The organism is Xanthomonas arboricola pv. guizotiae, from assembly GCF_002940205.1.
Taxonomy (GTDB): Bacteria; Pseudomonadota; Gammaproteobacteria; order Xanthomonadales; family Xanthomonadaceae; genus Xanthomonas; species Xanthomonas arboricola_C.
The window spans coordinates 25,855-40,183 of sequence record NZ_MDSK01000025.1 but is presented as its reverse complement, the minus strand read 5'-3'; the positions used below and the strand labels follow the sequence as shown (position 1 = coordinate 40,183).

Below are 14,329 nucleotides of genomic sequence, written 5' to 3'. Positions count from 1 at the left end.
TGGCCCAAGCGCGCGGCCGGACTTTGCCGGTTGTGGCGGTCCGGCGGCTGGCCGCGCAGGCGCCAATCCGGCGCCGCTGCAGGAATTACAGTCGGGTAGGGGCTTTGCGCTGCGCCGGAGGCCGGCGCCGGGCCAGGAATTTGCGCTATGCAGCAAGGCGTCTTCATCCGGCGCCGGTACAATTCAGGTTTTCCACCGAGCATCCCAGCGCTCTCATGACAGCCAAGAAAGCCGCTTCGAAATCGTCCACGACGTCGGTCAAACCGGTCGCCGAACGTGCAGTCCCCGTGCTTGCCAGCGAACCGCAGGCGGTCACCCTGGAGCCGGTGTTTGCTGCCTTGCGCAAACGCTATCCGGCCGCCAAGCAGTCCGAGGTGCAGTTGTTCGCAGCGGACTTCTACCGGCGCATGGAAGAGGACGAGTTCCCCAACCACCCAGCCGAGCAATGGGCGGCCCTGGCGGCGGACATGCTGGAGTTTGCGCGCACGCGCAAGGCCGGCACGGTCAATGTGCGGGTGTTCAACCCGACCCTGAAGAGCCACGGCTACGAGTCGCCGCACACGCTGCTGCAGATCGTCAACGACGACATGCCGTTCCTGGTGGACTCGGTGAGCATGACGCTGTCGGACCTGGGCATCGGCGTGCACGTGCTCGGCCACCCGGTGCTGCGCATCGCCCGCGACAAGGCCGGCAAGCTGACCGCGGTGGGCGAGGGCAAGAGCGAGTCGCTGATGGTGCTGGAAATCGACCGCCAGCCGCCGGAAGAAATGCCCAAGGTGGAAGCGGCAGTGCGCAAGGTGCTGGGCGAAGTGCGCGCGATCGTGCACGACTGGGCGTCGATGCGCGAAAAGATGGTGATGCTGGCCGACGACCTGGCCACCCGGCGCCTGCCGATGGACGACATCAGCCGCCACGAGGCGCAGGAATTCCTGCGTTGGGCCGCGTCCGACCATTTCACCTTCTTCGGCTACCGCGAATACCGCGTGGAGAAGCAGGACGGCCAGGACGTGCTGGCGCCGGTGGAAGAAACCGGCCTGGGCCTGATGCGCGGCCGCGACACTTCGCCGGCGCGCCCGGTGACCACGCTGGCGGCGCATGGCCTGAACACCTCGGCCAAGCTCAAGGACGCGCTGATCCTGACCAAGACCAATGCGCGCTCGCGCGTGCATCGGGTCGGCTACATGGATTACATCGGCATCCTGGAATTCGATGCCAAGGGCCGCATCGTCGGCGAGCAGCGCTTCCTGGGCCTGTTCACCTCCAGCGCCTACAACCGCCGCCCGTGGGAAATCCCGCTGGTGCGCCAGCGCCACGAATACGTGATGAGCAAGTCCGGGCTGACCCCGAGCAGCCACAGCGGCAAGGCGTTGCGGCACATCCTCGAGACGCTGCCGCGCGAGGAGCTGTTCCAGTCCAACGAGGAAGAGCTGTATCGCACCGCGATCGGCATCCTCGGCCTGCAGGAGCGCGTGCGCAGCCGCATGTTCCTGCGCCGCGACAAATACAGCCGTTTCATTTCCGCGCTGGTGTACATCCCGCGCGAGCGCTTCAACACCGATGTGCGGCTGCGCATCGAAGCCTTGCTCAAGGATGCGCTGCACGGCGAATACATCGACTCCAGCGTGGTGCTGGGCGAGTCGCCGCTGGCGCAGCTGCACCTGATCGTGCGGCCCAAGAGTGGCGAGGCGCTGGAATTCAACACCACCGAACTCGAATCGCGTCTGGCGCATCTGCTGCGCAACTGGCGCGATGCGCTGCGCGAGGCATTGGTCGCCCGGCATGGCGAAGCCAATGGCCTGCGCATGGCAGCCAACTTCGGCCGCGCATTGCCAGCCGGCTATATCGAGGATTCGTCGATCGAATCGGCGGTGGCGGACGTCGAACATCTGGCCTCGCTGGATGGTCCCGACGATCTGCATCTGAGCCTGCAGGAGATCCGTCGCGACGACGGCGTGCGTCTGGATGCGGGCGAAGGCCTGCGCCTGAAGCTGTATCGCCAGCTCGACGACATTCCGTTGTCCGATGCGATGCCGATGATGGAAAACATGGGCCTGCGGGTGATCTCCGAGCGGCCGTACCGGCTGCAGGTGGGCGAAACGCCGGTCTACATCCAGGATTTCGAAGTCGAAACCACCGCCGGCAAGATCAATGCCGCGCACGCCGATGCCGGTTTTGGCGAAGCGTTCGAGCGCATCTGGAATGGCGATGCCGAGAACGACGGCTTCAACCGTCTGATCCTGGCCGCCGGCCTGCATTGGCGCCAGGTTGCGCTGCTGCGCGGTTACTGCAAGTATCTGCTGCAGACCGCAGTGCCGTTCTCGCAGGCCTATGTCGAAGCCACCTTCACCCGTTACCCGTTGCTGGCGCGTTTGCTGGTGGAATTGTTCGAGGCACGCTTCGACCCGTCCACCGGCAGCGAAACCAAGGCACAGATCTTTGCCGGGCAGGAGCGCCTGCGCGAGGAACTGTCGGTGCTGGCCGGTGCCGACGAGGCCACGCTCAAGGCGCTGGAGCCGGTGTTGCAGGCGCGCGGCAGCGACCGCGATGCGCAGCAGGAAGCCACGCGCGCCACGCTGCTGAAGCTGATGGATCGGGTCTCCAGCCTGGACGAGGACCGCATCCTGCGCAGCTTCATCGGGGTGATCGATGCCACGCTGCGCACCAACTATTACCAGACCGACAAGAGCGGCAAGCACGGCCACTGCATCAGCTTCAAGCTGGATTCTTCGATCGTGCCGGACCTGCCCAAGCCGCGCCCGTACCGCGAGATCTTCGTCTACAGCCCGCGGGTGGAAGGCGTGCACCTGCGCTTCGGCGCGGTGGCGCGCGGCGGCCTGCGCTGGTCGGACCGGCGCGAGGATTTCCGCACCGAGGTGCTGGGCCTGGTCAAGGCGCAGATGGTCAAGAACACCGTCATCGTGCCGGTCGGTGCCAAGGGCGGTTTCTACGTCAAGCGCTCGCCGGTCGGCGGGGGCTCCACGACAGAAAATCGCGATGCGATCCAGGCCGAAGGCATCGCCTGCTACAAGCTGTTCATCCAGGGCCTGCTCGACATCACCGACAACATCGTCGGCGGCAAGATCGTGCCGCCGCCGCAGGTGGTGCGTCACGACCAGGATGATCCGTACCTGGTGGTTGCGGCCGACAAGGGCACCGCCACGTTCTCCGATATCGCCAATGGGCTGGCGCTGGACCACGGCTTCTGGCTGGGCGATGCGTTCGCTTCCGGCGGTTCGGTCGGTTACGACCACAAGGGCATGGGCATCACCGCGCGCGGTGCGTGGGAGTCGGTCAAGCGCCACTTCCGCGCGATGGGGCGCGATTGCCAGAGCCAGGATTTCAGCGTGGTCGGTATCGGCGACATGTCCGGCGACGTGTTCGGCAACGGCATGCTGTTGTCGCGGCATATCCGCCTGCTGGCGGCGTTCGATCACCGGCATATCTTCCTCGACCCGTCGCCGGATGCAGCGGCCTCGTTCGCCGAGCGCGAGCGCCTGTTCAAGCTGCCGCGTTCCAGCTGGGCCGATTACGACGCCAGGCTGATCAGCGCCGGCGGCGGCATCTATCCGCGCACGCTCAAATCCATCGACATCAGCGCGCCGGTGCGTGAGGCGCTAGGCCTGGAAGCCAACGTCAAGCAGCTCTCGCCCAACGAGCTGATGAACGCCATCCTCAAGGCGCCGGTGGACCTGTTCTGGAATGGCGGCATCGGCACCTACGTCAAGGCGTCCAGCGAATCGCATGCCGATGTGGGCGATCGCGCCAACAACGGCCTGCGCGTCAATGGCGGCGAGCTGCGCTGCAAGGTGGTAGGCGAGGGCGGCAACCTGGGCCTGACCCAGCTCGGCCGCATCGAAGCGGCGCAGACCGGCGTGCTGCTCAACACCGACTTCATCGACAACTCGGCCGGCGTTGACACCTCCGATCACGAGGTGAACATCAAGATCCTGCTCAACGACATGGTGCAGGCCAAGAAGCTCACCTACGACGCGCGCAACACATTGCTCGCGTCGATGACCGACGAAGTGGCCGACCTGGTGTTGTGGGACAACTACCGCCAGAACCAGGCCATCAGCCTGATGGAGCGGATGAGCGTCAAACGTCTCGGCTCCAAGCAGCACTTCATCCGCACGCTGGAATTGCAGGGCCTGCTCGATCGCCAGATCGAGTTCCTGCCCTCCGATGCCGAACTGTCCGCACGCAAGGCGCGCGGGCAGGGTCTGTCGCGCCCGGAGCTGTCGGTGCTGTTGTCGTACTCCAAGCTGGTGGCGTTCCAGCAGCTGCTGGAATCGGATATTCCCGAAGACCCGTATCTGTCCAAGGAATTGCAGCGCTACTTCCCGCAGCCGCTGCAGAAAAAGTACGCCGATGCGATGGAGCGTCACCGCCTCAAGCGCGAGATCATCGCCACCGCGGTGACCAACACCACCATCAACCGCATGGGCGCCACCTTCCTGATGCGCATGCAGGAAGACACCGGCCGCAGCATTGCCGAGGTCGCCAAGGCCTACACCATCAGCCGCGAGACGCTGGATGCACGCGCGTTGTGGACGCAGATCGACGCGTTGGACGGCAAGGTGCCCGAGTCGGTGCAGATCGATGCACTGGAAGTGATCTGGCGCCTGCAGCGTTCGTTCGTGCGTTGGCTGCTGTTGCGTCCGGGCCAGATGCCGGGCATTACCGCGGCGGTGGAGCGTTACCACGGCCCGTTCAACGACATCCGTATCGCCTCCGGCGTGCTGTCGGACGCGCAGCGCCCGCAGTACGAAGCCAGCGTGCAGGAGTGGCAGGACAAGGGCCTGCCGCCGGCGCTGGCGCAGCAGTTGTCCGAGTTGCGCTATCTGGAACCGGCGTTCGACATCATCGAAACCGCGCGCACCCGCAAGCTCAAGCCGGTGGACGTGTCCAAGGTGCATTTTCGCCTGGGCGAAGCGCTGCGCCTGCCGTGGTTGTTCGAGCAGATCGATGCGCTGGAGGTCAATGGCCGCTGGCACGCAGTGGCACGCGGCGTGCTGCGCGACGAGCTGGCCGCGCATCAGCGCGCACTGGTGGCGCAGGTGCTGACCCTGCCCGGCAGCAGTGCCGAGGACAAGGTGGCCAACTGGCTGGCACGCGACGATTCCAGCCTGCGCTTCACCCTGGCGATGCTGGCCGATGTGGCCGAGCAGAAGACCCTGGACTACCCGACGGTGTCGGTGGCGGTGCAGCGGCTGGGCCAGTTGGCTGCGCACGGGATGTAGCTGTGTGCAGCGAGGTGATGGCGGAGCGAGTGATTCCCCCATCACCTTGGCTGAGCTGATGCAGTGACGTAGTTGTCTGCTCATGCACAAGGCGGCCCAAGGGTCGCCTTGTTCACATGCGAAGTACTCCGTACAGTCGCGAGCCCAACGCGTCCTCCGATTATTGACAATCGCGTGGTCCAAAATCCGGTCAGCGACGACTCACGCGCTGCCTCTTCTGTGAGCATGGCTGCATGCGTGACGCACGACAGACAACGCACGCGATCAGGTGAAAAATCCCAAGCTTCCTGACACTGCCGAATAGTCCGATGAGCTATCGCCTGGCTGTAGTAAATCCTGCAGCCGGGTGTGGAGGCCCGAAATCCAAGGCGCACGAGCGCCGGTCAACGATGGCGGTGCTCTCCACTATCGGGGCCTTGTCGTAGCTGGGCGAATCTCTCGGCGCTGCGTCACGGCTACTGACTCGCAAAGTGGATGACGGATAGCTCGGGAGAAGGAACCGTGTCACCAGCACAAGACCGCGCCTGGTTTTGTCTGCAGCTCATCATCGACTGCGTGATACGCGATCGAAGCCGATTGCTGGTTTATCTTGAAGGACAGGGCATGTTTGCGATCGATTCTCCGGACAATGGGCTTTACCTGCCCAACGATCAGGCCTTCTCGAAAAAGCTGGGGTGCGCGTGCTACTGCAGTGATCCGCATCCGTCCTACGTGGAAGGCATGCCTGGGGAACTGCGACGGATCGAAGTGTCGGCCGACGGGCAGGCTGTCATGCAAGGCGATCCGCTGGCTTGCCGCCGTGTGAATGAAGCCGTGACACAGCTGCAGGCGACGATCAAGGTGACTTTGATCAACTGCGATCTGATACTTGCGTGTGGACCAACAACGGCCGCCCGCCAGAAGGCAACCGCGTGCTGGAACTGGAGACCACGCGCGCGATGCTGCAACCGGCACTGGCCGAGCAGGCGCAGGCGATTGCGGCCATCCGGCAAACGCCGCAGGACATACAGGGCGAGCAGACGCTCTACCGCTATCGCATCGTCGGCACCGAGTTGCAGCCGCAATGGCGTGAAGCGATCGAGTTGGCGACGCAACGGCGCGTTGGCTGGATGACGGACGAGCCTGCTTTGCTATATTCGGCCGAAAGCGCTGTAGTTGGTACTCACTCTCTTCGCGCTTGCGCCCTTCGACACGGAGTCTGCCGACATGTTCAACATCCCTAATCTGCATCTGGCAAGAAAAAAGCCGGGCGAGCCATGGCCATTGCGGTTTGATAGCTATTCGTTCGATGCGCGCTGCTATCACGTCATCCGGTGCAGCATTGTCTTTGCTCGGCAGCAGCACTCCAATTATCTGCATAAGCCTTCTGGCCCCCCCCCCCGGCCAGAATGGAAAGACAACTGGACCGGTAGCTTCGGCAGCACCGAAGAGTTCGAGACGCGCGGCTTTCCCAGTACGGTCGATATCCATTGGACGGCACTGGACGGCATAGATCGCCATGCCGAAATCGACCTTGAAGCGATCTTTCCCGGCCATGTGATTCTGCACAGTGTTGCCAGGGAAGACGTAGATGAATTCTTCTTGATCTATGGCTATTCGGCAAACGGGCGGCATCACGTTTACATCTTGCTGGAAGTCAACGACCGCACGATCAATGTCTATATGCGGGCCGATGTCCTGACCAAGCACCTGGCGGACCCCGAGCGCGATCCGCTCATAAAAATCAGCCGTGATGAATTGATCCTGGCCTGGACTAAGACCTACTGAGGGAGCGCTCGATATGGACAGGAAGACCGTTCTGCAGTTGGGCGAAGACGGCCTGCCGCTGGATGACGTGTCGCATTACGGGGCCACCCTGGAGCATCTGCAAACCTACGAACAGGCGGCGCATCACCTGTATGGCTTCAAGGTGCCGCAGTTATTCGACCGTGCCGACCCGCACTCCTATCTGATCGTCGGCCTGATGGATGGCACCGGCAACAATGCCGACAAAGATCCGCTGTACGCCACCAATGTTGCCAAGTTTAGAGAGCAAATCAAGAGCCTAAAGGACTCAGGTATACAGCGCCTCCACGTCGAATACATCGAAGGCGCCGGCACCCAGGACGAATTCCTGACGCGGACGCTCGATGGGGCCACCGGCCGCACCAGCCTGGCGCGCGCAGAGGAAATGTATGAGCGGTTGAGAACGCAGTCTCAGCAAATATTCAAGATAGACCCAGAAGCCAAGATCGCTGTCCATCTGGAAGGTTTCAGCCGTGGCGCCAGTCAAGTCCCATTGTTGGCGCGCATGATCGACGAGCGTGGCATTCCCAATCCGAAGGGCGGCATCAGCGGCATTGATGCAAACGGGCTACCTCGCTACAACCGCTACCACCAATCCCCCGGCCTGACCCCGATGAGCGTGGGTCTGTACGACCCGGTGCCCACTGGCTACATGGAGTTGTTCGACCGACGCCTGCCGTCATCGGTGGTGTCGGGCTTTCAGGTCAGCGCCGCGCATGAGCGACGCGGCTTGTTTCCGGTCGATCAGATCGTGCCGCATGGGCTGTCCAACGACGGCCGCTTCCTGCATGTCACCGTGGCCGGCGCGCATTCGGACATCGGCGGCAGTTATCTGCGCGGTGGGCTGGGTACGCGCAGTCTCAACCTGATGACCGATTACCACAACGGCCTGCTCAGCGAGCCGTTGCTGCCGCGCATGCACGAGCCGGCCGATGCGCGCATGAACGTGATTCATCGCTCCGAAGAGGGCAACGCGCTGTTCCGCAGCGCGCCGAAGATGGACCGCGCCATGCTCGCCGGGCAGGTGCACCAACTCACCGCCGACTATGCGCGCCATGCCCAGCCGGGCGAGGTGGTGCACCAGCCCGCGCAGATGCCCGAGCCGCTGCGCAGCGCATTCGCACCGATGGCAGAGGCCGCGCGGTCGGTGCAGCGCACCGCGCAGGTGGCCGATGCCGCAGTAACCGAAGGCGATACGTTGACCGCTCGCCTGTTACGCACGCCCAACGTGGAAATAATGCCCTATGCACCGCCGTTGCTCGAACGTCCCGGCGCAACGACGGTCGGTGCGCTGGGTGCCGTGGGCATAGCCGCCACGCTGTATGACGCCACACAGTCAGGCGAGAAAATTACTACGCTGCTCTCGCAAGACAACCCGCTCGCTGCGCAGTCGGAGCTTGCGCACTTTGCCGGCCGCAACGTCGGCGGCTGGGCCGGCGGTACTGCCGCTGCCTACGCGCTGGGCAGCTCGGGCGCCGGGCCGATGGTGCTGATCGCGGCCGATGCGTATTTCTTGAGTGCCGCTGGCGAGAAAGCCGCCGCGTTGCTTGACAGCCGCGCCATCTACACCCAGACCGATCGCGAGGGCACCCAGTGGTCGTTCAACGGCACCGCTTGGGCGCGTGAGGGCAAGGCCGACACCACCAACGATGGCGTGGACAATCCCACTGCCATGCCCATCGTCGCCAGCTACGAGAAGGCACGCGAACTCAATTACCAGGCCACCAACGCCGCTGCAGCGCTCGCCCTCAAAGATGCGCCCGCTCCACAGGATCCGTATCGCCAGCCGGCCAATGCCACTGACCGCCCCAGCCTGAGCAGCGCCGACTGGCGACGCGATGCAGCGGACGGTCAGTGGCATCGTCTGGTCAAGGCCGAGATCTCTGGCGCCAATGATCGCGGCAGCTACGTGCAGGAAACCGCCTTGCCGCCCCGCAAAGCCGAACTGGACGCGCAAGCGCAGGACGTCATCGCCCGCAACATCGCCAACAGTCCCGGCGCGATCGCCGCGCGCTACGAACTGGCGCATCATCGCAGCGGTTGGGCGGCCGATGGCCTGCCGATGTCGCCGGCGGTGCAGCAGGCGCTACCCGACCCGGATGCGTTGATCGCTTCAGACGGCCAGCGCTACTACCGCAACATGGACGGTCAGTGGACCAGCAACGGTGCCCCACCCGATGGTAATCGCGTGCTGGAACTGGACACCACGCGCGCGATGCTGCAACCGGCACTGGCCGAGCAGGCGCAGGCGATTGCGGCCATCCGGCAAACGCCGCACGACATACAGGGCGAGCAGACGCAGTACCGCTATCGCATCGTCGGCACCGAGTTGCAGCCGCAATGGCGTGAAGCGATCGAGTTGGCGACTCAACGCACCCGCCAGGCAGAGGGACTTGCCGGCGACGGTGCGATGCAGTTGCAGCGCGGCCCGGGTGGCACCTTTGGCGCCGATAGCCCGATTGCGCATCTGCAACGCGGCCCCGATGGTGTAGAGCGCATTGCAGCGGTCACCAGCACCGAGGACATTCGTCAGGCGCTGCAGGAGGTGCAGGCCCACCAGAAGCCGGCCGTGCCAGTGCAACAGCTGGCCGCTGGGCCCCGCGCATCGGACGGATCAGCAGATGCGGATACGTCGTCTTCCGCACCCTCCAGCCAGCATGCGCTCGACGTACAGGCACGGGGCCAGGCGGCCAGCGCCGCGCAGGAGCGTCAGGAACGGCAGCGGGAGGACCAGCAAGCGCAAGAACAGCAGCTGGCGCAGGCACGCGCGCACACGCTGCAGGAGCAAGCTGCGCACGAAGATCGGTCGCAGGACGCACAGGCGCTGCAGGTGCACGCATTGCAAGAGCTTCGCCAGCACGGGTCGCAGCAGCTGGAGCAGCAAGAACGCCAGGTGCAGGAGGCGCAGCAACGCGAACACGTCCAGCGGCAGGCGCACGAGACCGAGCAGCGCGAACAAGCGCAGCAGCAGGCCCAGGAGACGCAGCGGCGCGAGCAGCAAACACGCCAGGCGCAGGACGCCCAGCAAAGCCAGCAGGAACGCCTGCAGGCGCAGACTGTGCAACATGCCGAGCAACCGCTGCTGCACGCCCAAGCGACTCAACAGCGCGGCCAGGAGCCGGCACAAGAAGCCGTCTCGCGCGCGCCGCCGTCGCTCCATGCACAAGACACATCGCCACGCCAGCCCGAGCAGCGGTCTACCCAGGATGACGTCGCCCAACGGCGCCAGGAGCAGTTGGCAGAGGCTGTGCAAGCACATGCATCCGACGTAGCGCAGCAGCGGCCGCAAAGCCAACACACGCAAGAAGAGCGTCTGCAGGAAGTCCAGCAGCCGACAGCGCAGACCGCGGCGATCGCGCAGACAGCACCGGCAGATCAGAAGCAGGTTGCGGACCTGCACAGCGGCCAACAGTCAATAACGGCGCAAGCCTGGGATGCGCAGCAGCCCGCGCATCCGGCGGACGCGCGCCTGGCCCAGGCGGCGATCGCGCCTTCCGCGCCATCGCTCGCAACCCCGCTGGCCGCAGAACACCGCGACGATCAACAGGCACTCACTCCAAAGGCTCAAGCACCGGAAGCACCAGATCCCCCTGCAGCATTGCCCTTGCCCGTACACCTCGCGCAAGAGGCAAAGGCATCGCGGGAAATGCCGACCGCTGGCCGCTCCGCCGACACACCCGAGGACGCGGCCGATAGGCGCGAGCCGCTTTCCGCGTCCCTGGCAGATGAGCACGACCGTCCCGCCGCTGTGCCCGCCGATCCGAACTCCTGGGAGGAAATAGCGCGCTCCATGCGTGAGCTGCGCATCCAACTCGAACAGGATCTCGAAACAGAAGACCGCATCGCAGAAGCGCGGCAGGCGCGCGTGGATCGCGGTGAGCGGCCCTTTACCGAGTTGGAACTGCGTGATGGGTACGATCCTGATGGCCCCTCTGGACTGAGACCACCACGCACCCCGCCACCAGACACCGCGCCACAGTCTCTTGCCGCAGGCGAGCATGAAGATCGGCCGCAGCCCCAGCGTAAAACCATCACCGGCGATCCGGATGTGGACGAGTTGCTGTACGCCATCGACTGCAAGGACGAGCTGGCGATCGAACAGGCCTTGAAACGCGTCGCCAACAGCCCGTATAGCCAGGCCCTTGCCAAACAAGGGCATGAATTTCTGGACGCCCAGGCGATGCAGGAGGCTCAGGAACAGGCGAGCATGCGCCAGGCACTGAACATGGACGTCTCAACAGAGGTGCAGACCAGCCGTGGCCCGGTGATGGTGATGACACTGCCGCAGTTTGCCAACAATCCTGCGATGCAAGGCGGTCCGCAGGGCGACGGTGGTGGGGGTGGAGACGGCGGTGGTGGGGGCGGCGGCGGTGGATAACCAAAACACGTGCAACAAGTTAAATCCTCGAGAGGACACTATGGACATGCAGAGCACCTCCGCACTTCCCGATGCCAACGGGTCGGAACGGATGCTGAAAGAATCGATCCAGGCCCTGGCGGCGATGATCGGCACGCTGCAGCGGCGCGAGCACGCATTGGACGATCTGGTCCGGGAGCAGCTGAAGCTTCTGCAGAGCGCCGTCAACAGTGCCGATCAGCGCGTCAGTCGCGTGGTGGAAAGCGCACTTCCCCGGCTAACGCAATTGAGCAATCAGGCGCTGACGCAAACGTTGGAGCCGGCGGCCGAGCGATTCAACAAGAAGATGCAACTGCGGAGCAGACGGTCCAGCAGGCGACCCAGCGTTACGCGCACGCACAACACTCCCTGGAAACAACGACAACGCGACGCATGTGGATCGCATCAATTGCTTTGGTGGTGGCGGGCACCATCAGCGTCATCGTCGCCGGCTACGCGCTCTACGGCACAAAAGCGGCTGTTGCGGAAGCCGCCCAACTCAGGGCGGAAATCGCCTTTCTGGATCGTGTTGCGCGTGCCAATCTGGTGCCGTGCGGCGAAGACAGATTATGTGCGGAGCTGGAAAAGAAGGGGCCGCGTTACGGCGATCGCGGTCAGTATCGAGTGGTCGCTGCGCGTCGATGACGCTGCGAGAATGCGCGATCAAGGAAATAGAGCGATCTATACGTCGTGTGAGGTTATATCCAGCCTCTATACCTGGCCATCTTCCGGATTAGGCCTCTTGCACGCAATGGTTTCAAGTGTGCTAACGCAGATCAGGCTTGCCACGCAGGAGATTGGCACAGCGTCGCGCCACTGCGACTGGATGTGATCGCCTTGTTGTAGGAGGACGTCCGCGGTCTGCAGTCAGAGCGAGGGATTGGCTGCCGATGGCATGCCGTGTTGCCCGAGGCGCTTGGTCAGCCGCCGTCTCCATTCCTGCGGCGACCTGTCCGGCGCGTCGAGCCATGTCAGGCCAGGCGCAGGTGCCGGCCACTGGCTCAAAAATCCTGCCAGTTCCCCTCTCCACAGCAGCGTTCAACGCCAGGATATTAATCTGGAAGACGATGCCGTCGATGACGCTGATGATGTCGGCGATCAGAACCGACCCGTTACGCCCGGTGCCCGCTCATTTCCTGCCCGGCATCCTTGTCGAAACGCACATGCCACCAGGTGGCGCTGAGCGAAATCAGGCTGACCACGCAGAATGCCAGCGAAAAATCGCGTTGCGCCGGTTGGGTGTGATCGCCGGCGAGCATCGCCAGCTTGAGGATCATTGCGCCGGCGCAGACGCCCACCGAGAGCATCAGTTGCTGCAAGGTGGTGTACAGGCTGCTGGCGCGGCTCATGCGCGATGCGGGCACGTTTTCGTAGGCGATGGTGTTGTAGGCGGCGAACTGGAACGACATGAAGGCGCCGCAGCACAGCAGCAGGCCGAACATCAGCGCCGGCGGCCAGTCGGGCCGGAACAACGCACACACCATGTAGCCCAGGCTGGCGAGCACGCCGTTGCCGATCAGGCTGTTGCGATAGCCGAAGCGGCGCAGCAACTGCGGGGTGATGCTGCGCATCAGCAGCGCGCCGAGCGCGGTGGCCAGGATCAGGCGCCCGCTGTGCGCGGCGCTCATGCCGAAGCCGATCTGGAACAGCAGCGGCAGCAAGAACGGATGCGCGCCCTGGGTGATGCGCATCAGCGCACCGCCGATCACCGACAAGCGGAACGAATCGATCCGCAGCAGGCTCAGGTCCAGCAGCGCAGCGGGGTGGTGGCGTGCATGCCACAGATACCCCAGCGCAGCGCTGCCGCCGATGGCCAGCAGCCAGCTCGCGGTGCCGATGCCGTCCTGCTGGCTGACCATTTCCAGGCCGAACAGCAGGCAGCCCAAGGCGGTGCCGCACAGCACGAAACCGCGCAGGTCGAAACGTGCCGGCGTGGTGTCGGTGGGAATTTCCGGGATGAAACGGCGCACCAGCAAAAAGCCGGCGATGCCGATCGGCACGTTGATGTAGAAGATCCAACGCCAGTCCAGATACGAGACGAAAAATCCGCCCAGCGGCGGGCCCAGCATCGGGCCGATAAAGGCCGGCACCAGCGTCCAGGCCATGGCCGACACCAGGTGACGACGCTCCACCGTGCGCAGCAGGATCAGCCGTCCGAGCGGGGCCATCATCGCGCCGCCGGCGCCTTGCAGCACGCGGGCGGCGACCATGGTGGGCAGGCTGTCGGCCAGCGAACACAGGATCGAGCCGGCGACGAACACCCAGATCGATGCGCCGAACACCCGGCGCAGGCCGAAGCGGTCCGCGATCGCGCCGCTGGCCGGAATCAGCACCGCCAGCGCCAGCAGATAGCTGGTCATGGCGATGCTCATCGCCGGTGCGGCGACGCCGAAATCGCGCGCCAGGGTCGGCAACGCGGTCGCCAGCACGGTGGCATCCATCTGCTCCATGAAGATGGCGCAGGCCAGGATCAGCGAGATGATGCGGTAATCGGGATAACGTGGCGGCGTGACGCCGGCCTCGGACACGCTGGAGGACATCGGACTCTCGGTTGCGGGGCCGCACCGGTACGCGCAGATGGCGATCGGACCGGCCCGCGTCGCACGGTGTTGTGCGGCGCAACATGGCTATTGTCCGCCGCTGCGGAGCGGGGTTCAAGCACGCGCCGGGCAACGCTGCACGTGCTGGCGGGCTGCTGCTTGAGCGTGCGCGCCACCGCATAGCCGTCCATGTCGGGCAGCTCGACATCCAGCAGGATCAACGCCGGCGTGTGGCGGAGCACCGCCTCCAGCGCTTCGCCGCCGGACTTGGCGAACACCAGCGGGAAATCGTCGCGCAGCAGCTGGCGCAGGGTGGCCAGGTTGCTGGATTCGTCGTCGACACACAGCAGGGGACGATGCGGCATGCA

General features: G+C 64.5%; 4 protein-coding genes and 4 pseudogenes. 6 read left to right on the top strand and 2 right to left on the bottom strand.

Annotated elements, in window-relative coordinates; genetic code table 11:
• Positions 1 to 215 precede the first annotated feature (215 nt).
• The 6 genes and pseudogenes from XarbCFBP7408_RS15115 to XarbCFBP7408_RS15090 all read left to right on the top strand — a co-directional run bounded on the left by XarbCFBP7408_RS15115 (position 216) and on the right by XarbCFBP7408_RS15090 (position 12,066).
• Positions 216 to 5,240 carry an NAD-glutamate dehydrogenase gene (locus tag XarbCFBP7408_RS15115; RefSeq protein ID WP_104563655.1) on the top strand — a complete coding sequence of 1,675 codons (5,025 nt, stop codon included), beginning with the start codon at positions 216 to 218 and terminating at the stop codon, positions 5,238 to 5,240.
• A gap of 474 nt (positions 5,241 to 5,714) precedes the next feature.
• Positions 5,715 to 6,113 (top strand): annotated as a pseudogene (locus XarbCFBP7408_RS15110) (hypothetical protein); the annotation flags it as partial.
• A gap of 2 nt (positions 6,114 to 6,115) precedes the next feature.
• Positions 6,116 to 6,337: pseudogene (locus XarbCFBP7408_RS23520) on the top strand (hypothetical protein); the annotation flags it as partial.
• A gap of 109 nt (positions 6,338 to 6,446) precedes the next feature.
• A complete protein-coding gene (locus tag XarbCFBP7408_RS15100; RefSeq protein WP_104563654.1) occupies positions 6,447 to 7,007 on the top strand; it encodes a hypothetical protein in 561 nt (186 codons plus the stop codon).
• 13 nt (positions 7,008 to 7,020) lie between these two features.
• Entirely contained in the window at positions 7,021 to 11,403 is a 4,383-nt protein-coding gene (locus XarbCFBP7408_RS15095) for a phospholipase effector Tle1 domain-containing protein (protein ID WP_104563653.1), read from the top strand.
• Between the two features lie 40 nt (positions 11,404 to 11,443).
• Positions 11,444 to 12,066 (top strand): annotated as a pseudogene (locus XarbCFBP7408_RS15090) (hypothetical protein).
• Between the two features lie 467 nt (positions 12,067 to 12,533).
• On the opposite strand, the gene XarbCFBP7408_RS15080 reads toward XarbCFBP7408_RS15090, so the two are convergent.
• Both XarbCFBP7408_RS15080 and XarbCFBP7408_RS15075 read right to left on the bottom strand, forming a co-directional pair.
• Positions 12,534 to 13,961 (bottom strand): DHA2 family efflux MFS transporter permease subunit, encoded by a 1,428-nt coding sequence (locus tag XarbCFBP7408_RS15080; protein WP_104563651.1) that lies wholly within the window; start codon positions 13,959 to 13,961, stop codon positions 12,534 to 12,536.
• A gap of 143 nt (positions 13,962 to 14,104) precedes the next feature.
• A pseudogene (locus XarbCFBP7408_RS15075) lies at positions 14,105 to 14,326 on the bottom strand (response regulator); the annotation flags it as partial.
• Positions 14,327 to 14,329: the final 3 nt, after the last annotated feature.